General features: G+C 58.1%; 20 protein-coding genes. 6 read left to right on the top strand and 14 right to left on the bottom strand.

What is annotated here, in order from left to right:
- Positions 1–5: 5 nt before the first annotated feature.
- The 11 genes from xylB to AC1ROI_RS01240 all read right to left on the bottom strand — a co-directional run bounded on the left by xylB (position 6) and on the right by AC1ROI_RS01240 (position 13,039).
- Positions 6–1,502 carry a xylulokinase gene (xylB, locus tag AC1ROI_RS01290; protein WP_083376705.1) on the bottom strand — a complete coding sequence of 499 codons (1,497 nt, stop codon included), beginning with the start codon at positions 1,500–1,502 and terminating at the stop codon, positions 6–8.
- 158 nt (positions 1,503–1,660) lie between these two features.
- Positions 1,661–3,133 (bottom strand): mannitol dehydrogenase family protein, encoded by a 1,473-nt coding sequence (locus AC1ROI_RS01285; protein ID WP_102593499.1) that lies wholly within the window; start codon positions 3,131–3,133, stop codon positions 1,661–1,663.
- 15 nt (positions 3,134–3,148) lie between these two features.
- Positions 3,149–4,252, bottom strand: coding sequence for an ABC transporter ATP-binding protein (locus AC1ROI_RS01280; protein WP_077747830.1), 1,104 nt, complete (start codon positions 4,250–4,252; stop codon positions 3,149–3,151).
- A gap of 159 nt (positions 4,253–4,411) precedes the next feature.
- Positions 4,412–5,242, bottom strand: a complete 831-nt coding sequence (locus AC1ROI_RS01275; protein WP_007936731.1) for a carbohydrate ABC transporter permease — start codon at positions 5,240–5,242, stop codon at positions 4,412–4,414.
- Between the two features lie 10 nt (positions 5,243–5,252).
- Positions 5,253–6,179, bottom strand: a complete 927-nt coding sequence (locus tag AC1ROI_RS01270; RefSeq protein ID WP_077747832.1) for a carbohydrate ABC transporter permease — start codon at positions 6,177–6,179, stop codon at positions 5,253–5,255.
- Between the two features lie 182 nt (positions 6,180–6,361).
- Positions 6,362–7,672, bottom strand: a complete 1,311-nt coding sequence (locus tag AC1ROI_RS01265) for an ABC transporter substrate-binding protein (protein WP_102593498.1) — start codon at positions 7,670–7,672, stop codon at positions 6,362–6,364.
- A gap of 294 nt (positions 7,673–7,966) precedes the next feature.
- The gene (locus tag AC1ROI_RS01260) at positions 7,967–8,872 is read right to left on the bottom strand and encodes an AraC family transcriptional regulator (RefSeq protein WP_077747836.1); all 906 of its coding nucleotides are present in this window, start codon (positions 8,870–8,872) and stop codon (positions 7,967–7,969) included.
- Between the two features lie 81 nt (positions 8,873–8,953).
- The gene (locus AC1ROI_RS01255; protein ID WP_083376707.1) at positions 8,954–9,841 is read right to left on the bottom strand and encodes a phosphatidylinositol-specific phospholipase C domain-containing protein; all 888 of its coding nucleotides are present in this window, start codon (positions 9,839–9,841) and stop codon (positions 8,954–8,956) included.
- 189 nt (positions 9,842–10,030) lie between these two features.
- Positions 10,031–10,897: a phosphatidylinositol-specific phospholipase C domain-containing protein gene (locus AC1ROI_RS01250; protein ID WP_077747838.1), complete on the bottom strand. Its 867-nt coding sequence runs from the start codon at positions 10,895–10,897 to the stop codon at positions 10,031–10,033.
- 148 nt (positions 10,898–11,045) lie between these two features.
- Positions 11,046–12,338 carry a glycosyltransferase gene (locus AC1ROI_RS01245; RefSeq protein WP_077747840.1) on the bottom strand — a complete coding sequence of 431 codons (1,293 nt, stop codon included), beginning with the start codon at positions 12,336–12,338 and terminating at the stop codon, positions 11,046–11,048.
- Positions 12,339–12,679: 341 nt separating this feature from the next.
- Positions 12,680–13,039 (bottom strand): response regulator, encoded by a 360-nt coding sequence (locus AC1ROI_RS01240; protein WP_010460453.1) that lies wholly within the window; start codon positions 13,037–13,039, stop codon positions 12,680–12,682.
- 258 nt (positions 13,040–13,297) lie between these two features.
- On the opposite strand from AC1ROI_RS01240, the gene AC1ROI_RS01235 reads away from it, so the two are divergent.
- The 5 genes from AC1ROI_RS01235 to AC1ROI_RS01215 all read left to right on the top strand — a co-directional run bounded on the left by AC1ROI_RS01235 (position 13,298) and on the right by AC1ROI_RS01215 (position 19,842).
- Entirely contained in the window at positions 13,298–16,789 is a 3,492-nt protein-coding gene (locus AC1ROI_RS01235; protein WP_102593497.1) for a response regulator, read from the top strand.
- Entirely contained in the window at positions 16,789–17,622 is an 834-nt protein-coding gene (locus AC1ROI_RS01230; RefSeq protein WP_010460449.1) for a CheR family methyltransferase, read from the top strand. The genes AC1ROI_RS01235 and AC1ROI_RS01230 overlap by 1 nt, the downstream gene beginning before the upstream one ends.
- Complete coding sequence (locus AC1ROI_RS01225) at positions 17,619–18,212, top strand: chemotaxis protein CheB (RefSeq protein ID WP_102593496.1); 594 nt, start codon at positions 17,619–17,621, stop codon at positions 18,210–18,212. Before AC1ROI_RS01230 ends, AC1ROI_RS01225 begins: the two co-directional genes overlap by 4 nt.
- Positions 18,206–19,387: a hybrid sensor histidine kinase/response regulator gene (locus AC1ROI_RS01220; RefSeq protein ID WP_010460446.1), complete on the top strand. Its 1,182-nt coding sequence runs from the start codon at positions 18,206–18,208 to the stop codon at positions 19,385–19,387. Before AC1ROI_RS01225 ends, AC1ROI_RS01220 begins: the two co-directional genes overlap by 7 nt.
- 77 nt (positions 19,388–19,464) lie before the next feature.
- A complete protein-coding gene (locus AC1ROI_RS01215; RefSeq protein WP_059405185.1) occupies positions 19,465–19,842 on the top strand; it encodes a response regulator in 378 nt (125 codons plus the stop codon).
- 30 nt (positions 19,843–19,872) lie between these two features.
- Here AC1ROI_RS01215 and AC1ROI_RS01210 read toward each other — a convergent pair whose 3' ends face one another.
- The 3 genes from AC1ROI_RS01210 to AC1ROI_RS01200 form a co-directional block, all read right to left on the bottom strand.
- Complete coding sequence (locus AC1ROI_RS01210; RefSeq protein WP_186353662.1) at positions 19,873–21,525, bottom strand: ATP-binding protein; 1,653 nt, start codon at positions 21,523–21,525, stop codon at positions 19,873–19,875.
- Between the two features lie 14 nt (positions 21,526–21,539).
- The gene (locus tag AC1ROI_RS01205) at positions 21,540–23,042 is read right to left on the bottom strand and encodes an ATPase domain-containing protein (protein WP_010460440.1); all 1,503 of its coding nucleotides are present in this window, start codon (positions 23,040–23,042) and stop codon (positions 21,540–21,542) included.
- 126 nt (positions 23,043–23,168) lie between these two features.
- Complete coding sequence (locus AC1ROI_RS01200) at positions 23,169–24,224, bottom strand: tetratricopeptide repeat protein (RefSeq protein WP_010460438.1); 1,056 nt, start codon at positions 24,222–24,224, stop codon at positions 23,169–23,171.
- A gap of 181 nt (positions 24,225–24,405) precedes the next feature.
- On the opposite strand from AC1ROI_RS01200, the gene AC1ROI_RS01195 reads away from it, so the two are divergent.
- Positions 24,406–24,534, top strand: a complete 129-nt coding sequence (locus AC1ROI_RS01195) for a hypothetical protein (RefSeq protein ID WP_256577972.1) — start codon at positions 24,406–24,408, stop codon at positions 24,532–24,534.
- Positions 24,535–24,559 lie beyond the last annotated feature (25 nt).

Raw genomic sequence — 24,559 nt, 5'->3', positions numbered from 1 at the left:
GCTCTTTAAAGGGTTGCGACATGTTGTTGATAACGTTCATAGGCCTGCTGACAGGCCGCCACATTGTCGGCAATCGGCAAGGTTTCACTGGCCAGATCGAGCTTTACACAACGCTCGCAAAGGTCCGCCAGACTGTCCTCGTGGCCGTTTGCCCTGGACTTGCACCACGCCGCCTGAATCGCTGCGCCCAGGGCTGCCGCTTCGCTCTGCTCGGTACAGATCACTGGGGTGTTCATGATGTCGGCGACGATCTGGCGCCACACCGGGCTTTTCGAGCCGCCGCCGATCAGGCAAATGCTGCGGCTTTGTAAGCCATTCTGGCGCAGCAGGTCCAGTCCATAACGCAAACCGAAGGTCGTGCCTTCGACGACTGCGCGGCACAGGTTGGCCTGGGTCAGGTTGGTCATGGTCAAGCCCAGCAGGCTGCCGGTGGCATGGGGCAGGGCGGGGACGCGCTCGCCATTGAGGAACGGCAGCATGCACACGCCTTCGGCACCGATGGGCGCCTGCTCGACCAAATCGTTGAAGTGTTCGATATCAAGGGCGAACAGCTCGCGAATGACCCCCGTGGCGTTGGTCAGGTTCATGGTGCAGATCAGCGGCAGCCAGCCACCGCTGGACGAGCAGAACGTGGCGACCGACGCATCCGGGCTGACTTTCGGCTGGTCAGCATAGGCGTACACCGTCCCCGAAGAGCCGAGGCTCATGGTGATCGCGCCGGGCTTGATATTGCCGGTGCCGATCGCGCCCATCATGTTGTCGCCGCCCCCGCTGGAGACCAGCGCCTGCGGGTTGATGCCAAGCTGTTCGGCGATGCTCGGCAGGATCGTGCCGACTGCTTGATGCGCGTCGATCAACTCCGGCAACGCGGCTTGCAGGCGTCCGGTCGGGTCGATGTCGCGCAGCAACTGCAAATCCCATTGGCGGGTCCGCACGTTGAAATACCCGGTGCCTGACGCGTCGCCGTACTCGCTGCAACTGCGGCCGGTGAGCCAATGGTTCAGGTAGTCGTGGGGCAGGAGGATGTGGGCGATCCGGGCGAAAATGTCCGGGTGCTGTTCTTTGGTCCACAGCAGTTTGGAAACGGTGTAGCCGGGCGCGATGACCACACCCAGGCGCTCAAGTGAACCCTTTTCGCCACCGAGTTGAGCCAGGAGACGGTCATTTTCCGGGGTGGATTCGGTGTCGCACCAAAGCTTCGCCGGACGCAGCACCTGACCTTGGTCATCGAGCAATACCAGGCCGTGTTGCTGTCCGGAGACGCCGAGGCCAAGGATGTCCTGACCGTCGACTTTCGCCGCGAGTAACGCACGGCGAGTGGCCAGGGTGAACGCTTCGAGCCACTGGCCGGTGTCTTGCTCGCGGCGACCGTTGGCGCCGCTGATCAAGCTGTGCACAGCGGCGCCCTGGCCCAGGACCTGGCCAGTGTGGGCGTCCAGGATCACGGCTTTGGTGCCTTGGGTGCCGCAGTCAATGCCGAGGAATAATTGTTGGTTTGCCATCGAAGGTCCTTGGATCGTCAGGTTCGACATTTAGGTTGTCGGTCAGTCCGTCATCGCGGGTAAGCCCGCTGCCACAGGGGATGTTTAGTCATGTTCGACAACGATCCGATGTGGGAGCGAGCCTGCTCGCGAAGACGGCAGCATTGTCACCGCCGCATTTACGCCAGCACCCGCTCCAGCGTCCGCGTCACACCCACCTCCCGCAAGCTGTTACAACACCATACAAACGCCGCCACAAACGCCGGAGAACGGGGAATCGCCGTACCAAAGATCTCCTCAACCTGCAGCAACCGCTGGGTCATCAACGCATCATCGGCCACCAATTCCTGGCAGAACGCCGCCCGCGGATCGGGAATCGAGTAAGTGTCTCCATTCTCATCCACCCCCTTCAAATACAACGCCCAGGCTGCCACCACCAGCGCGGCACGCTTGGTCTCCTGGCCATCGGCAATCAGGCGATTGATCGTCGGAACGGTGAACTTGGGAAACTTCGACGAGCCGTCCGAACACACACGCTCCAGCTGATCGGCGATGGCCTGATTGGAGAAACGCGCCACCAGCGTGTTCTTGTAATCCGTCAGGTCAATGCCCGGCACGGGCGACAGTTGCGGGGTGACGTCCAGGTCCATGTAGGCACGCATGTAGCGCACAAACAGCGGATCATTCATGGTCTCGTGCACGAAGCGATAACCCTTCAGAAATCCAAGATATGTCAGGGCCAGATGGCTGCCGTTGAGCAGTTTGATCTTCATCTCTTCATACGGTGTGACGTCGTCGGTGAATTGCACGCCGACCTTTTCCCAGGCCGGACGCCCGTTGACGAACTTGTCTTCCAGCACCCACTGCACAAAGGGTTCGCAGACCACCGGCCAGGCATCGTCGACGCCATGTTTGTCGTGCAGTTGCAGCTTGTGTTCGGTGCTGGTCATTGGCGTGATGCGGTCGACCATCGCGTTGGGGAAGCTCACGCTGTTGGCGATCCAATCACGCAGATCGGCATCGCGCAACGCGGCGAAGGCCAACAAGGCTTTGCGGGTGACGGCGCCGTTGTGCGGCAGGTTATCGCAGGACATCAAGGTGAAGGCCGGCGTGCCGGCGGCGCGACGTTTGGCCAGCGCGGCACAGAGGAAGCCGAACACGGTTTTCGGTGCGTTCGGGTTGGCCAGGTCGTGCTGGATTTGCGGCAGGTGCGCCATGAACTCGCCGTTGCTGTCGTCGATGCAATAACCGCCTTCGGTGATGGTCAGCGAGACGATGCGGATCTCTGGGCTGGCGAGCTTGTCGATCAACACCTGCGCGCCGTCTTCAGCCAACAGCATGTCGCGAATCGCGCCGATGACCCGGACTTCAGTGTCGGCGGTGTCGCCCAGTTCGAACAGGGTGAAGAGGTAATCCTGCTCTTTCAGATCGTCCCGGGCGCGACGGTCTTCGGCGCGCAGGCCGACCCCGCAAATCGCCCAGTCCAGGCCTTCTCCGGTATTCATCAAGGCGTCGGTGTAATACGCCTGATGGGCACGGTGAAAACCTCCGACGCCGATGTGGGCGATGCCTTGGCGCGTATCGCTCAGGGCGTAGGCGGGCAGGGCCACTTCGGGCGCAAGGCGGTTGAGGTTCTGTTGGTTGAGTTTCATCACAGGCTCTCTAAATCAGGCCGCTGCACGCAACGGGCGGGTGAGCGCCACGCCGTCGGCATCGAATAAATGGCAGTGTTCGGCGTCCAGGTGCAGGCTCAAGGCTTCGCCGTAACGGCTGGCGAGGTCGCCACGAACGCGCATGGTCAACGCTTCGCCGGAAGCGGTCACGACGTGGCAGAAGGTGTCGCTGCCCAGGCGTTCGCTGACGTCGGCGGTGACCTGCAAGGTGCAGTCGCCGGTTTGTGCGAGGTTGAGGTGCTCCGGACGAATGCCCAGGGTCACCGCGCCGCCGACGTTCAGTTGGGCACCGCTCAGCGGCAGGGTGATGCGGGTGCCGGCGTCCAGCAGGACTTCACAGCTTTGACTCTCGACTCGGGTGACTTTGCCTTTGAGGAAACCCATTTTCGGCGTGCCGAGGAACCCGGCGACAAACAGGTTGGCTGGCTGGTGGTACAAGTCCAGTGGCGAGCCGACTTGCTCGATTTTGCCGCCGTTGAGGACGACCACTTTGTCGGCCATGGTCATCGCTTCGACCTGATCGTGGGTCACGTAGATCATCGTCGCTTGCAGGTCTTTGTGCAGGCGCAACAGTTCCAGGCGCATCTGCACGCGAAGCGCGGCGTCGAGGTTGGACAGCGGTTCGTCGAACAGGAAGATTTTCGGGTTGCGCACGATGGCGCGGCCGATTGCGACACGTTGACGCTGGCCGCCGGAGAGTTGCTTGGGCTTGCGCTCAAGCATTGGCCCCAGCTCGAGGATGCGCGCCGCTTCACCGACTTTCTTCTCGACTTCAGCCTTCGGTACGCCGGCCAGATCAAGGGCGAACGACATGTTCTTTTTCACGGTCATGTGCGGGTACAGGGCGTAGGTCTGGAACACCATCGCCAGGTCGCGTTTGGCCGGACTGACTTCGGTGATGTCGCGACCATCGAGCTCAATGGTGCCGCCGCTGACTTCTTCCAAGCCGGCGATCAGGCGCAGCAGGGTGGATTTGCCGCAGCCCGACGGGCCGACGAAGACCACGAACTCCTTGTCGTTCACTTCCAGGTCGATGCCTTTGATGATGGAAAAGCCTTCGAAGCCTTTTTGCAGATTCTTGATTTTCAGGTTGGCCATGATGATGGGCCTCCACGTGTTGTTATTCAGTTGAGCCGGGCGGGCTTTTCTGTGGGAGCGAGCCTGCTCGCGATTGCGGTGTGTCAGATGCATTAATGCTGCATGACACTCCCTCATCGCGAGCAGCCTCGCTCCCACAGGGATTTGCATGTCGGCAGGTCATTTCACAGCGCCAAACGACAGGCCGCGGACCAATTGTTTCTGGCTGATCCAGCCGAAAATCAGGATCGGCGCGCAGGCCAGGGTCGACACCGCCGACAACTTGGCCCAGAACAGGCCTTCGGGGCTGGAGTACGACGCGATCAGCGCGGTCAGTGGCGCGGCTTTCGACGAGGTCAGGTTTAGCGACCAGAACGCTTCGTTCCAGCACAGGATCAGCGACAGCAGCACGGTGGAGGCCAGGCCTCCCTTGGCGATCGGCAGCAGCACCCGGACCATTTCCTGCCAAAGCGTGGCACCGTCGAGGCGCGCGGCTTCGAGGATGTCTTTGGGGATGTCCTTGAAGTAGGTGTAAATCATCCAGACCACGATCGGCAGGTTGATCAGCGTGTAGATCACAATCAGCGCGATGCGCGTATCGAGCAAGCCGAAGCTCTTGGCCAACAGGTAGATCGGCATCAGCACGCCCACCGGCGGCAGCATCTTGGTGGAGAGCATCCACAGCAGCGTGCCTTTGGTGCGCTGGGTTTCGTAGAACGCCATGGAGTAGGCCGCCGGCACCGCGATCAGCAGGCACAGAGCCGTAGCGCTGAACGAAATCACCACCGAGTTCCAGGCGAAGCTGAAGTAATCGCTGCGCTCGTTGATGTGCAGGTAGTTCTCCAGCGTCGGCGTGAAGATGAACTGCGGCGGCGTGGCGAAGGCGTCGATTTCGGTTTTGAAACTGGTCAACACCATCCAGAAAATCGGGAAGAAGATCAGGATCGCGATGGCCCAGGCCAGAGTGCCGAGCAGCAGGCTTTGCAGGCGGCGGGATTGTTGAAGAGTCATGGCGCAGGCCTCAGGCTTTGTCTGTCAGGTTTTTGCCGATCATCCGTACCAGAACGATGGCCGCGATGTTGGCGATCACCACCGCGATCAAGCCGCCGGCGGACGCCATGCCGACGTCGAACTGCACCAGTGCCTGGTTGTAGATCAGGTACGCAAGGTTGGTCGAGGCATAGCCGGGACCGCCGTTGGTGGTGGTAAAGATTTCGGCGAACACCGAGAGCAGGAAGATGGTTTCGATCATCACCACCACCGCAATCGGCCGTGCCAGGTGCGGCAGGGTCAGGTGCCAGAAGATCGCGATCGGCCCAGCCCCGTCGAGGCGTGCGGCTTCTTTCTGTTCCTGGTCTAGGGACTGCATGGCGGTCATCAGGATCAGGATCGCGAAGGGCAGCCATTGCCAGGACACGATAATGATGATGGACAGCAGCGGGTAGTGCGCCAGCCAGTCCACCGGCTGTGCGCCGAACAGCTTCCAGACGTAGGCGAGAATCCCCGACACCGGATGGAAAATCAGGTTCTTCCAGATCAGCGCACCGACGGTGGGCATGATGAAAAACGGCGAGATCAGCATCACCCGCACGATGCCGCGACCGAGGAATTCGCTGGCCTCCAGCAAGGCACTGATCAGCACACCCAGTACCACGCTGATCAGCAGCACGCTGCCGACCAGCAACAGGGTGTTGGTGGCGCCGGGCATGAACCCGGAGTCAGTCAGGAAGTAGGTGAAGTTCTCCAGCCCGACGAATTCGTTTTCGCCGGGATAGAGAAGGTTGTAGCGGATCATTGAAAAGTAAACGGTCATGCCCAGCGGCACGATCATCCACAGCAGCAACAACGCCACCGAGGGGCTGACCAGAAACCAGCCGGGATTGGCCAATCGGCTTTTACGCACCGGTTGGGGGATGTCCATGTGAGCTTTGGCAGTTGAAATATTCATGGCGATCACTTGCTCGAAATGCGGCGAGACCCTGTGGCGAGGGAGCTTGCTCCCGCTCGGCTGCGAAGCAGTCGTAAATCCGGAAAATGCGGTCTGTCTGATGAATCGCGTTTCCCGGATTTGGGGCCGCTAGGCAGCCCAGCGGGAGCAAGCGCCCTCGCCACAAATTGGATGGCTAGGGGTTATTTGGGATAACCGGCGCGTTTCATCTCACGTTCGGTGGTTTGCTGGGCCGCCGTCAGTGCCTGGTCGACCGTGGTCTGGCCAATCAGCGCCGCCGAGAACAACTTGCCGACCTGGGTGCCCACCGCCTGGAATTCAGGAATAGTCACCAACTGGATGCCGATGTAAGGCACCGGTTTGAGGGTCGGTTTGCTCGGGTCCGCCGCTTTCAGCGATTCCAGCGTGACCTTGGCAAACGGTGCGGCGCTCATGTAAGCCTCGCTGTAGGTCGAGGCCCGAGTGCCGGGCGGCACGTTGGCGATGCCGTCTTTTTCGGCAACCAATGCGCCGTATTCCTTGGAGGTAGCCCAGGCACTGAAGGTTTTCGCCGCGTCCTTGGCCTTGGAACTGGTCGGGATCGCCAGCGCCCAGGAATACAACCAGGCTGAACCTTTGTCGGTGGTCTCATGCGGCGCATAAGTAAAGCCAACGTGCTCGCTGACCTTGCTTTGGGTTTTGTCGGTGACGAAGGAACCGGCAACGCTGGCGTCCACCCAGATCGCGCACTTGCCGCTGTTGAACAACGCAAGGTTTTCGTTGAAGCCGTTACTGGAGGCACCCGGCGGGCCGGATTTCTTCATGGTGTCGACGTAGAAATTCAAGGCGTTTTTCCACTCGGGGCCAGTGAATTCCGGCTTCCACTGCTCATCAAACCAGCGTGCCCCATAGGCATTGGCGACGGTGGTGATCAGCGCCATGTTCTCGCCCCAACCGGCCTTGCCACGCAGGCAGATGCCGTACTGTTCTTTGTCTTTATTGGTGAGCTTGCTGGCGAATTCGCCGATCTGGGTCCAGGTCGGGCGCTCGGGCATGGTCAGCCCGGCGTCCTTGAACAGGTCGGTGCGGTAATAGGTGATGGAGCTTTCCGCGTAAAACGGCAGGGCGTAGAGCGAGCCCTTGACCGAAAGGCCTTCACGCACCGAAGGGAACACATCGTCGAGGGCGTAGGTGGCCGGCAGATCCTTCATCGGCTCCAGCCAGCCCTTGGCGCCCCAGAGTGCGGCTTCGTACATGCCAATGGTCAGCACGTCGAACTGCCCGCCCTGGGTGGCGATGTCAGTGGTCAGGCGTTGGCGCAGGACGTTTTCTTCCAACACCACCCAATTGAGCTTGATGTCCGGATGCTCGGCCTCGAAGGTTTTCGAGAGCTTTTGCATGCGGATCATGTCGCTGTTGTTGACGGTGGCGATGGTCAGCGTCTGAGCGCCAAGACTGACGCTGCTGAGGGTCATGCAGGTGAGGGCAAGCAGAGCTTTTACAGAAGGTTGCATCGTGCACTCCTTTTCTGCACCCGATGGGGGACAGAAGGACAGTTATTGTTTTTGTGTCTTCCGAGGGCAGGAAGAATGTGCACTGATTACAGCCTTCAATTGAGGATGTGACAAATCATCCGTCGCACTTGAATCGATACTTTTTTGCACTGGGATTAATGGGGGGAGATACAAGGACAGGCTTCACAGAGGTGAACAGTCATCGATTTTGTACAGGTTTTCCGGCCCTTTCGCGGGCAAGCCTCGCGCCTACAGGTATGGCGTATGGCCCAGAACGCCCTATGACCAAGACGTTCACGCCAGATTCTGTTCGGTCAGCCGCTGTACCGCCAGCCGCCGGTAATGCGAGGGCGTCATGCCCTTGAGCTGTTGGAACCGCCGATTGAAGTTGGAAATATTGTTGAAACCCGATTCGAAACACACATCGGTCACCGGTTTGTCGCCATCGGCCAGCAACTCGCAGGATTTGCTGATGCGCAGGCGATTGACGAACTCGATGAAGCAGCGCCCGGTGGCTTGCTTGAACACCCGGCTGAAATACGTTGGCTTCATGCCTAAATGCTCGGCGACTTCCTCGAGCGGCAGGTCCCGGGCGTAATGCGCAAAAATGTAATCCACCGCCCGGTTGGTGCGATCGATATTGTGTTCATCCGCCAGTTGCGGCGTGGTGGCACCCGACAGCAACTGAAAATCGTCAGAAGCCGCGAGCAGCTCCAGCAGTATGAAAAAGTGCCCGAGCCGGGTGACGCCTTTAGTGTCAGCGATGCGTTGCATCAACGTCATGGCCTGGCGGATGGTGCGCTTGCAACGAAATTCGATGCCGTACTGCGCGCGCTCCAGCAGTGGCGCAAGGGTCTTCAGTTCTGCGAATACCTGATGACCGCTCTCGAACAATTCATCCGTGAAGTTGACCAGCATGTCGCGCTTGGGCACTACCTCGTCTTCGGCCACCTGGCTGATCCAGTTGTGTGGCAGATTCGGGCCGGTCAAGAACAGGGTTTCCGGGTAGAAGTTGCCAATGTAATCGCCGATAAACACCTTGCCGGAACTGGCGACGATCAGGTGCAGCTCGTATTCCTTGTGGAAATGCCACCGCACCAACGGGCAGGGAAATCCATGCTGGCGATAGATGATCGACAACCCGTTATGGTCGTCCATCAGTTCGTAGGAAGGATCGGTGACTCTTGCGGTTCGGGTCATGTCAGGGCGCTTTTTATTATCATTGCGCCCTGATCATGCCTCTTTCCAGGCCCCTAATGCCAGTGTGCAACGTTCCGTGTGTCAGCCCGGTGTCCGCTCATGCAACGCATGGCCGTAAACCGCTTTCATGCTGTTGGCCGTCCAGCAATAACGAACGATCTCTGATTCGTCGAAAAAGTCGGTATTGATGATGCTGCAGCGCGTGACCCAGTCCCGGGTGGGATTGAACCAGTCATTGATCTGGATTTTGATGTCTTGAGGCCCTCCCAGAAACGCGTAGCTGGTGGCTGATAACGACCATAGAAACGTTTCGTACGGCGCGTCTTCGAGTGCGCTGGAAACATGGTTTTGCAGATCCTCGGTATCGGTAAACCGTTTGTTTATCCACTTGTGCGGGATGCGCGGCCAGAAGTAATCCTCATCCAGTTCCCGCCGTCCATGCGCCGCCAACACCACCCGGCGGCGAGAACTGATCCGCTTCAGTTCGCCGATGGTTTTTTCGGCGTCGCCGGGGGGGATCACTCGCTGCCCGAGTCGACTCACCAGAAGATCGTTGAGTTTCTGATAATCAAAGGGTTTGGACCCATCCGCGAGTTGGTGGAAATCCAGCACGATGAACTCATCGGGATTGCGGTCAAGGAACGCTGACACGTCTGTCATCAGTTCATCGAGGACCCGATGGGACTGGTATCCGTTGTGGTGAAAATAGAAAATTGACTGGTCCGCGCCCTCGGTGTAACCCAGGCGGATATCAAAGGCCCGGGCACCGTTGGACAGTTGCCAGGCAAATGAACCGTTTTGACACGTCGTCCAGTTGCCGATAACCACATCATAATTGGGTGCCTGTTTATCCATGCCGGCGTTATGGGCGCCCGGCCAGACGATATCGGTCAATTTTAATCGATGGATATCCAGGACGTTACTCATCCACTTTTGTTTGTCTAACGTGCCCGCTGTGTTTTGGGTCATGACAGTTCCTTGTCGTTGACGCGCCCCCTCCGTGGGGCGACGAAATTCATGTATCAGAGTTGGCTGCACGCCACACCTGTGTTGATCGCCCTGCGCAGAAAGGCTTTCATGACCCAGCATAGAAGTGAGTAAGAGGATTTCCAGTCATGGAAACAGTTACACATAGATAGCCGTTTAATGGCACGCCGATTAGTTGGCTCGTTTGGCGGCTTTATATACGTTTGCGGTTCGGCAATAGGAAACAATTTGCGACTCTTCAATGAAGTCAACATTGATGATGTTGCACTTTGCCGCCCAATCACTTTTTTCCGGGTCGAACCAGGCATTGAGTTCATCATGAATATCCACGGGGCCACCGAGGGCGCTGTAACTCGCTGCCGAGAGCGACCATGGTGCCCATGTGCCTGGCGGGTAGGTCAGGACGCTCGTAATGTGCTTCTCCAGATCGGCGGCGCTTGTGATGCCGCTGCCAGACCATTGGTGTTCAATCTGTTCAAGGAACACGTTTCGATCAAGCTGCCAATGCCCAGGGGCTGCGACCAGAAGCCTTTGCTCAGAACTGATTTGCTTGAGTTGTTGCAGGCTCAGAGAACGGTTTCGAGTGGGAATTATCTGGTGCCCCATAAGATGGATCATCATGTTGTTGAAGAAAGTGTAATCAAACGCATCCCCTTTTAGTTCGTGGAAGTCCAGGACAATGAATTCATCGGGGTTCTCGTCAAGAAACTGCCTCAGGTCGGTAAACAAGTTCCCCAAGGTACGATTGTTGCGGTAGCCGTTGTGATGCATTCGGAATTTTCCAAGCCCCGGTTCCTTGGCGTCAAATACGAGTCTGATATCCAACGCTCGAGAGCCTTTGCACAGTTGCGAGTAAAACGATTGGTGCTGACAAGCCAGCCAGTGGGCGCCTGGAATAAGCGGCCAAGAGGCTTTCCAGTCGCTGCCAGCGTTATGGGTGCCCGGCAGGGTCAATTCGCAGAGTGACAACGTGTCAATGGCCGGCGTGCTGGCCATCCAGTTGTTAAGTGTCAGGTTGTTTTGAACAATGGTAGTCATTTAATGCATCCTTGCATCAAGTGGTAAGTTAGATAAATGCCGCCGGATAAGTTTGTCTGAATCTAATCCGGCGAGTTATTTATAAGATGGGGTGTGAAAGGGGTCAATAAGCGTGACGATGCAAAGTGTGTAGCGATAGTGTCGATAGTTAGTGAGTGCGGTTTTTTGCTTCAATCCATTGCGCCATATACTGCGTACTTTTATGGTGGTGATGACGCAACATGCTGCCGGTAAAGTTATCCGTTCTAAGTTGGGCGAGACGTTGTTGGCAGTCTATTAATTTTTCGATAAGTGCCGGGCCATGTTCGGCTTGTCTATAACGATTGGCCAGCAACACCTGCCCTCTGGATTGGGCGTCCGTCCAGAGTGCTTCATCCTTGTACAACCGCACCGCATCATCGGCGAACTCCCGTGCCGTCCGGGCCACGGCGCCAGGCCAGGGATGCTGGCCGTGCATTGCTTCTGCGCCGATAGGCGTTGTGACTGTAGGCGTGCCACACAGCATGGCGTCGATGATCTTGCCCTTGATGCCCGCGCCGAAACGTAGCGGTGCCAGGCACACGCGCGCCGCCGACATCACTTGCAAGGCGTCTTCCGCCCAGTTCATGACATGGAACCCTTGGGCCGCGTTATGCAGCGCAGTGGCCTTGGGCGGCGTGTAAGCGCCATAGATGTGCAGTTGGGCGCCGGGTAGTTGTTCGCGGATCAACGGCCAGATCGCCGTTTTCATCCAGAGCACCGCATCCCAGTTCGGCGCATGTCGAAAGTTACCGATGCTGAGAAAGTGCGCCCGATCTTCAAAGGCAGCCGCCGGCACGCTCGGCGGTTCGACCATCAACGGGCACCAGTGCAGCAAATTGCGCGGCATCTTGAACTGCTCGACCAGCAACTCGATTTCCACTTCAGAGATCATCAGGTTCAAATCGCAACGATACAGCGCGGCCATTTCCCGTTTGGCCAGATCGGTATCGGCCATCAAGTCAAACTCTTCGCGCAATGCCGGTGCGAACAGGTCAGTGAAATCATTGTTATCGTCGCTGGTCTTCAAGCGATCCTTGAGACGCTGATGTCGGGCGTGCCGCAGGCTTTGCAGATCCGAAGTTTCAAGCACTCGCAAGGCGGCGGGGCAGTGTTTCTCGACACGCCAGCCGAATTGCTCTTCCATCATGAATTGATCAAACAGCACGATATCCGGGGCCAGTTGGCTGACGAAGTCGTCGAAACTGCTGTTGTTCAATTCGATCGGGACTTCGCGAATGCCTAGCGCCGTCAGATCCGCGCGATGTTCACCGGTACCGGCCGGACTGCTGAAGGTAATATCCCAGCCTTGTTTCAGAAACGTATCCAGAATCTGCATCACATGCCCACTGGCGGCCGAAGAGCGGGGCTCGGGCCAGACGTAACCAATGACGAGGACTTTGGTTGCGCGGGGCTGATTCATGAACGGTATTTCCTTGACTCGGGATGAGGGCTGAGTGACGCGAGAGGCGCGGGATTTAACCATATCTGGCCGCAAGGGATCACGACGTCGATGGAATGTTCTGCCATCCAGGGCGGCCTGTGCAACCGGTGGTGGGCAGGCTAAGGCTATGGAAAACGTGCTCAGGTTTATCCGCACAGGTCCGGTAGCAAGGTTGTTAGTGTGATGGATTGTTTCAATAAACAGGGAAGGCGCATTGATTGCTCAAGTGCAGCAGGATCATTTATAGGCAGCTAAGGTTTGCCGTTGATACGGCAAACCATTTTTTGGAAAAAGTGCGCCTAAGAAAATGTAATGAATGATTAAGCAAGCATGCCTTTGACCTTGTCGCGCAACTTATCAATCGAAAACGGCTTGCCGATCACTTGCATGCCCGCAGGGAGCTCGATGCTCTCGGCATAACCGCTGGCGAACAGGATCGGCAATTCATGACGCAGCATCCGCGCCTGTTTCGCCAGTTCTCTGCCATCCATATCCGGCAAACCCACATCGGTCATCATCAAATCGATGTGCTGGTCCTCATCGTTTAGAAACTCCAGCGCCTTTTTGCTGCCATCGGCCTCAAGGACCTTGTAGTCCAGTTCCTCCAGTACATCGACGATCAGCATGCGCACGATGTCATCGTCTTCTACTACCAGGATGGTGGACGGGGTGGAGGACATAAGAGGGCTCTCAAGGTAAATTCAGGGTCGCAGGTCGATCGAAATCGCCGGGCTCTATCATGAGTAAGTGGCAGATCCCGACAAGTTCCCGGCGTTGTGCAAAAAAGAATAGCTGTACAAGAGACGGCAGGATAACCGCTCCTTAGATCGATCGCAGCTAAATGCGGGTATTTGCCCGGATCGGCCGCAGAAAGTTGGATCAATGTGCCCGTTTTGGGGCAAACTCCCTGGTTTTGAACAGTTCGACAAGGCCTCCCCATGACCCCTGCGTCTTCGGTTGATGAGCAACGATTCCGTAAACTCCTGAGCCGCAACATCAGTCTGCCGTTGGGCGTTGGTGTGCTCAGCGCGGTGTTCTTTGTCTCGCTGATCACTTACCTGCTGTCGGTAATCCAGTGGGTCGAGCACACCGACCGGGTGATCAATAACGCCAATGAGGCGGTGAAACTGACCGTTGATCTGGAAACGGGGATGCGCGGCTTTCTGCTCAGCGGCGATGAGCATTTTCTCGACCCTTACGAAACGGCCAAGCCGAGAATCGCGGTCGCGCTCAATACTTTGCTCGAGCTCACGGCCGACAATCCGGTTCAGACCGATCGTCTGCGCCGACTCCAGGCCTTGCAGGTTGAGTGGGCCAACTATGCGCAATCCATGATCGAGTTGCAGCGCACCAACGGTGATTATCGCGGTGCTGTCAAAGCTGGGCAGGGCAAACGGCTGACCGACGAAATCCGCAAGCAATTCGAAGACGTGATCGACATGGAGCAGCAGTTGCGCACCACGCGCAACGAGGAAGTGCGCCGCACCACGATCTGGAGCATCTCCCTTTACCTGCTGTTCATCCTCGGCATCAGCAGTTTGCTGGCCTATATCGGTCGTCGCGATTTGCTCAACCTGTCCCAAAGCTATAGCGCCAACCTCGCCGCACAACAGGCCAGCGCCCGGCGCCTGGAACAGCAAGCGTGGCTGCGCAACGGCCAGACCGAACTGGCCGAGCAGGTGCTGGGGCAACTGTCCCTGAATCTGTTGGGGCGCAACATCCTGCAGTTCTGCGCGCAATATCTGGGCACTGCGGTCGCTGCTATTTATGTGCGCGAAGAACATGGCGGCCTCAGACGAATAGCGTCCTACGGTTTTTCTCGCGAGCAGGAAGAGCGCGACCAGCAGATCTACAGCGATGAAGGGATTGCCGGCCAGGTGGCGCAACAGGCTCGCCTGATCCGTCTCGATGACGTGCCAAGCGACTATTTCAAAGTCAGCTCCGGTCTGGGCGAAGGCCTGCCGCGTAGCGTGCTCGTGGTGCCCACCAGCGACGATGATCGGGTTAATGGCGTGATCGAGTTGGGTTTCCTGCGCCCCTTGGACGACCGCGACGTCGAATTGCTCGAGCTGATCGCCGGCAACATCGGCACGTCAATCGAGGCCGCTCGCTACCGTCAGCGTTTGCAGGAAGTGCTGGCCGAAACCCAGCAGCTCAACGAAGAGCTGCAAGTTCAGCAAGAAGAACTCAAGACCGCCAACGAAGAGCTCGAAGAGCAATCGCGGATTCTCAAGGAGTCCCAGGCTCACCTGGAAACCCAGCAAGTCGAGTTGGAGCAGACCAACGAACAACTCGCCGATCAGGCACAGATCCTGGCCGATCAGCGTGATGCGATGGACTTGAAGAACACCGAGCTCAACCAGGCCCAGGCCCAGCTTGAAGAGCGCGCCGAAGAATTGCAGCGATCGAGCAAGTACAAGTCCGAGTTCCTCGCCAACATGTCCCACGAACTGCGCACGCCGTTGAACAGTTCGCTGATCCTGGCCAAGTTGCTGGCGGAAAACCCTCAGGAAAATCTCAGCGCCGAGCAGGTGAAGTTCGCCGAGTCGATCTACTCCGCCGGCAATGACTTGCTCAATCTGATCAATGACATTCTCGATATTTCCAAGGTCGAGGCCGGCAAGCTGGAAATGCGCCCCGAGAACACCAGCGTTGCGCGTCTGGTGGACGGACTGCGCGGAATGTTCGAGCCGATGGCCGCTGACAAGAAGCTGGAGTTCGAGGTCGACGTGCAGCCCGGTTCGCCGATGATGCTGTTCACCGACCGCCAGCGTCTGGAGCAAGTCGTTAAGAATCTGCTGTCGAACGCGGTGAAATTTACCGAAAAAGGCATCGTCAGCCTCACGGTGGCGTCCCAGCCGAACGACGGCATCGCCTTTATCGTCCGCGATTCCGGGATCGGCATCGCCGCCGACCAGCAGGACAGCATTTTCGAAGCCTTCCGCCAGGCCGACGGCACCACCAATCGCCGTTATGGCGGCACGGGGCTAGGCCTGTCGATTTCCCGCGATCTGGCGGCGTTGCTGGGCGGTTCGATCAGCGTCACCAGCGAGCCGGGGCAGGGCAGTGTGTTCACCCTCGTGCTGCCGCAGCAATACGTAGAACCGGGTGATGCGCCCCTCGCGCCGATGCAGGCTACCCCGGTCGCCGCAAAACCTAGGGTGACAACGCCCGCGCTGGTGCCGCTGATTGCCGAAGTCGACATTCCACGTTTCGATGATGACCGCAGCAAGGCGCCATTCACCACCCGTTGCATCCTGGTGGTGGAAGATGAGCCGAATTTTGCAAACATTCTCTACGATCTGGCCCACGAACTGGGTTACCAGTGCCTGGTCGCTCACGGGGCCGATGAAGGCTACGACCTGGCCAAGGAGTTCATTCCCGACGCCATTTTGCTGGACATGCGCCTGCCGGACCATTCCGGGCTGACCGTATTGCAGCGTCTGAAAGAACATGCCGAAACCCGCCACATTCCGGTGCATGTGATTTCGGTGGAAGACCGGGTTGAGGCGGCCATGCACATGGGCGCGATCGGTTATGCGGTCAAGCCGACCACTCGCGAAGAACTCAAGGACGTGTTTGCCCGCCTCGAAGCCAAGCTGACCCAGAAGGTCAAACGGGTGCTGCTGGTCGAAGACGACGATTTGCAACGCGACAGCATTGCTCGCCTGATCGGCGACGAGGACATTGAAATCACCGCCGTCGGCTTCGCCCAGGAAGCGCTCGACCTGCTGCGCACGACCATCTTCGATTGCATGATCATCGACCTGAAGCTGCCGGACATGCTTGGCAACGACCTGCTCAAGCGCATGTCCACCGAAGATATCTGCTCGTTCCCGCCGGTCATCGTTTACACCGGACGCAACCTGACCCGGGACGAAGAGGCTGACCTGCGCAAGTACTCGCGCTCGATCATCATCAAAGGCGCTCGCTCACCCGAGCGTTTGCTGGATGAGGTCACACTCTTTTTGCACAAAGTCGAATCCAGGTTGTCCCATGAACGCCAACGGATGCTCAAGACCGCGCGCAGCCGCGACAAGGTCTTCGAAGGCCGCAAAGTGCTGCTGGTGGACGACGATGTACGCAACATCTTCGCCCTGACCAGCGCTTTGGAGCAAAAGGGTGCAGTCGTGGTCATCGGCCGGAATGGTCGTGAGGCGATTGAAAAACTGAATGAAGTCGAGGACATCGATCTGGTGTTGATGGACGTGATGATGCCGGAGATGGATGGTTTCGAAGCCACCATCGAGATCCGCAAGGACCCGCGCTGGCGCAAGCTGCCCATCATTGCGGTGACGGCCAAGGCCATGAAGGACGATCAGGAGCGCTGCCTGCAAGCCGGCTCCAACGATTACCTGGCCAAGCCCATTGACCTGGATCGCCTGTTTTCGCTGATTCGCGTGTGGTTACCGAAGATGGAACGCATTTAGTGGAACGCATTGAAACAGTGGCGCGAAACAGCGAGATCGAATTGCGGTTGTTGATCGAGGCGATCTACCTCAAGTACAGCTACGACTTTCGCGATTATTCCGGCGCTTCGATCAAGCGCCGGGTCAATCATGCGTTGGCGCAATTCGAGTGCAATACCATTTCGGCCCTGCAAGAAAAGGTGCTGCACGATCCGACCGCGTTCATGCAGTTGCTGCAATTGCTGACGATCCCGGTCAGCGAAATGTTTCGCGATCCTTCGCATTTCCTCGCGATCCGCAAGGAAGTCGTGCCACTGCTCAAGACCTATCCGTCGATCAAGATCTGGATCGCCGGTTGCAGCACGGGTGAAGAAGTCTATTCGATGGCGATTCTGCTGCGCGAAGAAGGCTTGCTCGATCGCACGATCATCTACGCCACCGATATCAATCCGCGCTCGCTGGAGAAGGCCAAACAGGGGATTTTCTCCATGGAGAATGTCCGCGCCTACACTCACAACTACCAGCAGGCCGGTGGCCAGCGTTCGTTCGCCGACTACTACACGGCGGCGTATGGCTACGCGATTTTCGACAAGACGTTGTGTGAGAACGTGACGTTCGCCGATCACAGCCTGGCGACGGACAGCGTCTTTTCAGAAACCCAATTGATTTCGTGCCGTAATGTTTTGATTTATTTCAATAAAAAGCTTCAGGATCGCGCGTTCGGTTTGTTCCATGAATCCCTTTGTCATCGAGGATTCCTGGTCCTGGGCAGTAAGGAAACCCCGGATTTTTCCGCCTTCGGCAACCAGTTTTCGCCCTTGGTCAAACAAGAACGGATTTACCGTAAATCATGAAAAATGCAGCGGATTTGCCTTCGATAGACGCTATCGTGATCGGCGCTTCGGCCGGTGGGGTGGAGGCATTGCTCAACATTCTCAGTCCGTTGCGTAAAGGTTTCATGCTGCCGATCATCGTAGTCCTGCACCTGCCCGACGAGCGCCGCAGCCAACTGGCCGAAGTCTTTGCCCGCCGGGTCTCCATGCCTGTCGAGGAAGCTGGCGACAAAATTGATGTGGCAGCCGGAACGTTGTATTTCGCCACTCCGGGCTATCACTTGTCAGTGGAGCAGGACCGCAGTTTTTCCCTGAGCCTTGAGGATCGCGTGCATTACTCGCGGCCTTCCATTGATTTTCTGTTCGAGTCGGCGGCCGATGTCTATGGCCCAGGCCTGGCGGCCGTGCTGCTGACTGGCGCGAACCGTGATGGCGCACACGGATTGGCGCGGGTCAAACGTTGTGGTGGCCTGACCATCGTGCAGGACCCGGACGAAGCCCAGGTCGCGACCATGCCTCGGGCGGCGCTGGATTTGCACTGCCCTGACCACATTCTCCCAATACGCGGCATCGGCCGTCTGCTTGTCGAGCTGGAACGAATAGCATGCTAAGTAACATCCAAGCCAAATTGCTGATTGTCGACGATCTGCCGGAGAACCTGCTGGCACTTGAGGCGCTGATCAAGCGTGAAGACCGCATGGTCTACAAAGCCTTGTCCGCCGACGAAGCCTTGTCGTTGCTGCTGCAACACGAATTCGCCATGGCCATTCTCGACGTACAGATGCCGGGCATGAACGGCTTTGAACTGGCCGAGTTGATGCGCGGTACAGAGAAGACCAAGAACATCCCGATTGTGTTTGTCAGTGCCGCGGGCCGCGAGCTGAACTACGCGTTCAAGGGTTACGAAAGCGGGGCCGTGGACTTCCTGCACAAGCCACTGGATATTCACGCCGTCAAAAGCAAGGTCAACGTCTTCGTCGACCTCTACCGCCAAAGCAAGGCGATGAAGCAACAGGTTGAAGAGCTGGAGCAGGCTCGCCGCGAGCAGGAAGCGCTGCTCAAGCAGTTGCAGACCACCCAGAATGAACTGGAGCAAGCGGTGCGCATGCGCGATGACTTCATGTCGATCGTCGCCCACGAAGTCCGCACGCCGCTCAATGGCCTGATCCTCGAAACCCAGCTGCGCAAGATGCACCTGGCCCGGGACAACGCGTCGGCGTTCACCCTCGACAAGATGCACGCCATGGTCGACCGTGACGAGCGGCAGATCAAAAGCCTGATCCGTCTCATTGAAGACATGTTGGATGTGTCACGCATCCGCACCGGCAAGTTGTCGATCCGCTCGACCAGATTTGACCTCGTGCAGTTGGTCAGCAACCTGCTGCAAAACTTCGCGCCGCAAGTTGACGCCGCCGAGTGTTCCGTTGCGTTTACCGCCGAGCAGCCAGTGGTCGGCAACTGGGACGAATTTCGTATCGAACAAGTGATTTCAAATCTGCTGACCAACGCCTTGCGTTATGGTGGCAAGAGCCTGATTGATGTCAGGGTCTACAGTCACGAGGGTCAGGCACGGGTCGAAGTGCAGGACCGCGGGATCGGTATCAGTGAAGAAAACCAGAAGCGCATTTTTCAACAGTTCGAACGGGTGTCAGCCAAAACCGTGGTCGCGGGGCTGGGACTGGGGCTGTTTATTTCCGAGCAGATCGTCGCCGCCCATGGCGGCTCCATCGCCGTCGAGAGCAAGATCAACGAGGGCGCCTTATTTCGCGTTTGTCTGCCGTTGTAGGAAAACAGCCGGATAAACGCAACCTCTGATCGACCCCATGGTCGTATCAGCAGCTATTGACCGAACAAAGGCTTCCCATGAGTGAAGATGCACAAGATGTAGTACTCATTGTCGAGGATGACCCCTCGATTCTGATGGTATTGTCCGCTTACTTGTCGGGTGAGGGTTACCGGGTGCTGCAGGCCGAAAACGGCGAGCAGGCCTTCGAAATATTGGCGAGCAAGCCGCACCTGGACATGATGATCACTGATTTTCGCCTGCCTGGCGGCATCTCCGGCGTGCAGATCGCCGAGCCTGCCGTAAAGCTGCGACCAGAGCTCAAAGTGATATTTATCAGCGGTTATCCGCAGGAGATCCGCGAGACCGACAGCCCGATCACGCGCAAGGCGCCGATCCTCGGCAAGCCGTTCGATCTGGATGTGTTGCAAGAGCTGATGCAGGAAATGCTGTCGTAAATAGCCCCGAAGCCCCCGTCATGGGGGCTTTCAGATTCGGATCATCTCCCGCACCTTGGCCGTCAACAGGTCGAAGGTGAACGGCTTAGTGATCATCTGCATGCCCGGGTCAAGGAATCCACCGCGCACTGCCGCGTGTTCGGCATAACCGGTAATGAACAATACTTTCAGATCAGGCCGGTACTGCCGACCGATTTCCGCCAGTTGCCGGCCATTCATCCCTGGCAATCCCACATCGCTGATCAACAAATCGATACGCTGGCCGGAATCGAGAATCGGCACCGCGCTGTCGGCATCGCCTGCTTCGACGAAGGCGTAGCCCAACTCACTCAGTACCGCGCTGACCAACACCCGTACCGCCGGATCATCCTCAACGATCAGCACGGTTTCTCCGTCCTGAGCATGAGGCGCGTGTGCGATGTCGATCAGCGTGTCCTCGACTAGCGCACCGTTGTAGCGCGGAAGATACAGGCTCACCGTCGTACCGTTGCCCACTTCACTCTCGATGGTGACGTGGCCGTGGGATTGCTTGCTGAAACCGTAAATCATCGACAAGCCCAAACCGGTGCCCTGGCCGATCGGTTTGGTCGTGAAGAACGGATCAAAGGCTCTGGTGATGGTGCCTTCCGGCATGCCGCAGCCAGTGTCGGTCACGCGCAGCACGACGTAATCACCCGGTTGCAGGTTGCTGTGAACCTGCGTGAAACCTTTGTCCAGATGCTGATTCGAGGTGTTGACCACCAGTTTCCCGCCTTCGGGCATGGCGTCGCGGGCGTTCAGCACCAGGTTGAGGAGGGCGCTTTCGAGCTGGTTGGGATCGGCCTCGGCCACCCACAAGTCCTCGCTCAACTGCATGTCCAGCTGAATGCTTTCGTTGATGCTGCGCTGCAGGAGTTCGCCCATGGACACCACCAGGGTATTCATATTCACGGGTTTTGAATCCAGCGACTGGCGTCGGGAAAACGCCAGCAGACGATGGGTCAGACCGGCCGCGCGATTGGCCGAGGTCACCCCCAGATCGATCAGGCCGTCCAGGTCATCGGTGCGACCTCGGGCCAGGCGTCGACGTAGCAACTCGAGGCTGCCGATGATGCCGGTCAACATGTTGTTGAAGTCGTGGGCGATACCACCGGTGAGTTGGCCGACAGCCTCCATTTTCTGCGACTGTCTGAGGGCTTCTTCGTTATGACGCAGTTGGGCGGTACGTTCCTCGACCTGTTGTTCGAGGGTTTCCAGCGTATTTTGCAGACGCAGTTCGCTTTGGCTCAGGTCAATCAACCGGTCCCTGGCTTCATACTGCCGTCGTCGCCCACGCAATGCGGTAGTGACCAGGCTGATCAATGTGACCGGATGAAACGGGCGCTCGAGGAAGGTCACGTTGCCCAATTGCGGTCCGAGACGTGACGCGGGGTTTTGTTCCGGCCCGCCGTGGTGGGTCAACAGTACGATCGGCAGGTCTGACCAGGCCGGTTGTTCCTCGATCAAGCCCAGCAGCGGTTCGAGGTCGCAACCCAGCAAGGCTTCCGAAGAAATCAACAACAGGCCGGCACCTTGTGCCAGCTCGCTGCACAGCGTGACCAGATCCCGTGTCACAAGACCTTCGAATCCCGCCTCGTTAAGCATCATCAGTGCAATCTGGCTGTCACGTCCCAGCGGCGCGAGAATAAGCGCGCGCTCGGACATCGCCTCGACAACGCTCACCGTTCATCATCCTTGAGCAGTGGCTGGCTGGCACCCAGATAGGTTGGAACGCCGCGCAATACACCCTGGAATGCATCCAAAGGCTCGCCGATGGTCATGCCTGCGCTGCCGATGCGGTATTCGCGAATGGTCGATTCGTGGCTGCCGGTGCGTTTCTTGATAATTGAAATGGCCCGGCGAACCTTGCCTACCGCTTCGAAGTAGCGCAACAGAATCACCGTGTCAGCCAGATAAGTAATGTCGACCGGGGCCTGCATGTCCCCGACCAGCCCATGTTGGGCCACGGTCATGAACGTCGCGGCGCCTCGGCGATTGAGGTACAGCAGCAACTCGTGCATGTGCAGCACCAGCGCGTTTTCCTCGGGCATTGCGGCCTGATAGCCGTTGATGCTGTCGATCACCACCGTTTTGATGTTGCGCTCATCGACGCAACGACGAACCCGGTGCGAGAACTCGCCGGGGGACAGTTCGGCGGCGTCGACTTGCTCGATCAGCAGGTTGCCGGTGTCTTGCAGCGCCTGCAGGTCGATGCCCATGTTTTTCATGCGCTCGAACAGCAGTCCCAGCTCTTCATCGAAGATAAACAGCGCGGCTTTCTCACCCCGGGCGACGGCCGCGGCGGCGAAGATCATCGAGATCAGCGACTTGCCGGTACCGGCCGGGCCGAGAATCAGCGTGCTCGAACCGGTCTCGATGCCGCCGCCGAGCAGGGCGTCCATTTCCTTGATGCCGCTGGTCAACTGCTGGCGGATATAACCGCCGCGGTGTTCAGCGGCGACCAGACGAGGGAAGACGTGCACACCGTCGCCCATGATCGTGAAGTCATGGAAGCCGCCACGGTACTTTTGACCGCGATACTTCACGACACGTATGCGCCGGCGTTCGGCGCCGTAGTTGGGCGTCAGTTCTTCCAGGCGAACCACGCCGTGCGCCACGCTGTGCACGGTTTTATCGAGGGATTCGGTGGTCAGGTCATCGAGCAGCAGCACGGTCGCGTCGTAGCGCACGAAGTAGTGCTTGATCGCCAGAATCTGCCGGCGATATCGCAGGGAACTCTGGGCGAGCAAACGGATTTCGGAAAGGCTGTCGAGGACCACTCGGGTCGGCTTGACCCGTTCGACCACTTCGAAAATCTGTTTGGTTGCTTCGCCCAGTTCAAGGTCCGAGGAGTACAGCAGACTCTGCTGATGTTCGGCATTGAGCAGGCTTTCTGGCGGTGTCAGTTCGAAGATGTGGATGTTTTCATCCAGCTCCCAACCGTGGGACAACGCCCCTTGGCGCAGTTCGCGCTCGGTTTCTGAAAGCGTGATGTACAACGAGCGCTCGCCGGCACGGGCGCCGGCCAACAGGAAATGCAAAGCGACGGTGGTTTTGCCGGTTCCGGGTTCACCCTCCAGCAAAAACACATGGCCGCGGGACAATCCACCGGCCAGGATGTCATCCAGACCGTCGATGCCGGTGGCGGCTTTTGCACTGAACAACTCGTTAGATGTAGACAAAAAAAACCCTCTCATGACTAGGGGAAGCGAGGCAGCAGGCCTGAAGTGCCTGAATGGACTGCCTGTTCACTTGACCTTTTGCCGTGGCGACGGTTCAACCTTTTTGCCGGTGTGATATCAGTGGCGTTATAAACCCTGCTGCAATGCAGGATCGTCTGGATTGAGTTGTTCCAGCTGCGCCAGAAGGATCTGCACGTTCTGCAATTGTCCGCTTTCTTTCCAGTAGTTGATGAGCAGCACACGCGCCTTGCGATCCGCCGGATGGCGCTGGACGATTTCCTGCAACTGTTTTTGCGCCGCTTCCAGCTCTTGCTCGCCGTGCAACGTAGTCGCAAGGTCGTAGCGGTAATCCTTGTTGTTCGGCTCGATCTCGACCGCTTTGGACAGCCCAAGCAGGGCAAATTCACTTTGCCCGTGATGCAGCAACCAAAGCCCCAGGGCATGTTGCAGGTAGGCAGAGTCGGGTTGAGCCTTCAACTGTTTCGCCAGCAATTGCCGGGCTGCGTCGCTTTGGCCTTGTTTATCCAGCACTTCAATCTGCATCACCAACGCAGGCAGATTGCCCGGCTCCAGTTGCAGCGTGCGTTCCAGCGCCTGCTGCGCATCTTTCAGTTCGGCATTGTGCAAGTGCAGACGGGCCAGCTGGTATTGGGTTTCGGCGCTTTCCGGGAGACTTTTCAGGTCCCGTTCCCAGGCATCGATGGCTTGCTGCAACGGCCCGAAATACAAGCCCAGGTCATCCGGCGATAAACCCAGCAGCGCGTTGATCGCGGCAGACCGGACGCTTTGTTCGCTGTCGTCGAGTAATGGTCCGATCAGCAAACTGCGCTGCCCACTGGGCACCAGTCCGCCAATGCTTTTGATGGCGGCGATGCGCACGTCGGCCGACGGGTTTTGCAGGTCTGCATCCGCCAGTTTCAAGGCTTGCGGGCTCGGGTAGTTCGGCAGTTCGGCATGCAGCCAGACACGGCGCTTGGGCGACAGGTCAGGGCGACCCAGCTGCTGGTAGAGCACCCGTGCGGCCCCCGGTTGCCCGGCGCGCGCCTGGGTCAACGCTTCGCTGTAGCCGCGCTTGATGGCTTCCGGCACCACGGGCGTCGTGCTGCGCAGGAAAAACCAGGCAAGAGCAATGGCGAACAGGACACAGAGGCTGATGAGCAAGTAGCGGCGGGACTGGGGCATGCAGGAATCCGGGGCTGGCAGCTTTTGCAAAGCTGTCAGCTTCGGTCAGGTAGGCGTGTGAGTCAAACCCTGACTCAGTCCGATGCCGGCGATTTTGCCTACAAGTCACGTCGACGTTGAAACCCGTCGAAGCCCTGAAGCAGTGACTACGCTTGCTGGAGATGGCTCGAAGAGTGTTCCCATGCAACCGCTGCTCCAGTACTTCAAGGCGATGATCAACCCCGGGCTCAAAACCGACCCTGATCCCTGCTATGGCAACGGGCTCACATTGTCTTCTGAAAAAGCAAAAAAAAGCCCCGCGACCGAATGAGGCGCAGGGCTAAAAAGTTGGTTGG

This window comes from Pseudomonas sp. GW823-FHT02C02 (genome assembly GCF_058797635.1).
This window is presented reverse-complemented; position numbering and strand designations above follow the sequence as displayed.

Excerpts from the sequence above, each read along its gene's own strand:
- xylB (WP_083376705.1), bottom strand. The coding sequence starts at position 1,502 with ATGGCAAACCAACAATTATTCCTCGGCATTGACTGCGGCACCCAAGGC.
- AC1ROI_RS01285 (WP_102593499.1), bottom strand. The coding sequence starts at position 3,133 with ATGAAACTCAACCAACAGAACCTCAACCGCCTTGCGCCCGAAGTGGCC.
- AC1ROI_RS01280 (WP_077747830.1), bottom strand. The coding sequence starts at position 4,252 with ATGGCCAACCTGAAAATCAAGAATCTGCAAAAAGGCTTCGAAGGCTTT.
- AC1ROI_RS01275 (WP_007936731.1), bottom strand. The coding sequence starts at position 5,242 with ATGACTCTTCAACAATCCCGCCGCCTGCAAAGCCTGCTGCTCGGCACT.
- AC1ROI_RS01270 (WP_077747832.1), bottom strand. The coding sequence starts at position 6,179 with ATGAATATTTCAACTGCCAAAGCTCACATGGACATCCCCCAACCGGTG.
- AC1ROI_RS01265 (WP_102593498.1), bottom strand. The coding sequence starts at position 7,672 with ATGCAACCTTCTGTAAAAGCTCTGCTTGCCCTCACCTGCATGACCCTC.
- AC1ROI_RS01260 (WP_077747836.1), bottom strand. The coding sequence starts at position 8,872 with ATGACCCGAACCGCAAGAGTCACCGATCCTTCCTACGAACTGATGGAC.
- AC1ROI_RS01255 (WP_083376707.1), bottom strand. The coding sequence starts at position 9,841 with ATGACCCAAAACACAGCGGGCACGTTAGACAAACAAAAGTGGATGAGT.
- AC1ROI_RS01250 (WP_077747838.1), bottom strand. The coding sequence starts at position 10,897 with ATGACTACCATTGTTCAAAACAACCTGACACTTAACAACTGGATGGCC.
- AC1ROI_RS01245 (WP_077747840.1), bottom strand. The coding sequence starts at position 12,338 with ATGAATCAGCCCCGCGCAACCAAAGTCCTCGTCATTGGTTACGTCTGG.
- AC1ROI_RS01240 (WP_010460453.1), bottom strand. The coding sequence starts at position 13,039 with ATGTCCTCCACCCCGTCCACCATCCTGGTAGTAGAAGACGATGACATC.
- AC1ROI_RS01235 (WP_102593497.1), top strand. The coding sequence starts at position 13,298 with ATGACCCCTGCGTCTTCGGTTGATGAGCAACGATTCCGTAAACTCCTG.
- AC1ROI_RS01225 (WP_102593496.1), top strand. The coding sequence starts at position 17,619 with ATGAAAAATGCAGCGGATTTGCCTTCGATAGACGCTATCGTGATCGGC.
- AC1ROI_RS01220 (WP_010460446.1), top strand. The coding sequence starts at position 18,206 with ATGCTAAGTAACATCCAAGCCAAATTGCTGATTGTCGACGATCTGCCG.
- AC1ROI_RS01215 (WP_059405185.1), top strand. The coding sequence starts at position 19,465 with ATGAGTGAAGATGCACAAGATGTAGTACTCATTGTCGAGGATGACCCC.
- AC1ROI_RS01210 (WP_186353662.1), bottom strand. The coding sequence starts at position 21,525 with ATGTCCGAGCGCGCGCTTATTCTCGCGCCGCTGGGACGTGACAGCCAG.
- AC1ROI_RS01200 (WP_010460438.1), bottom strand. The coding sequence starts at position 24,224 with ATGCCCCAGTCCCGCCGCTACTTGCTCATCAGCCTCTGTGTCCTGTTC.
- AC1ROI_RS01195 (WP_256577972.1), top strand. The coding sequence starts at position 24,406 with ATGCAACCGCTGCTCCAGTACTTCAAGGCGATGATCAACCCCGGGCTC.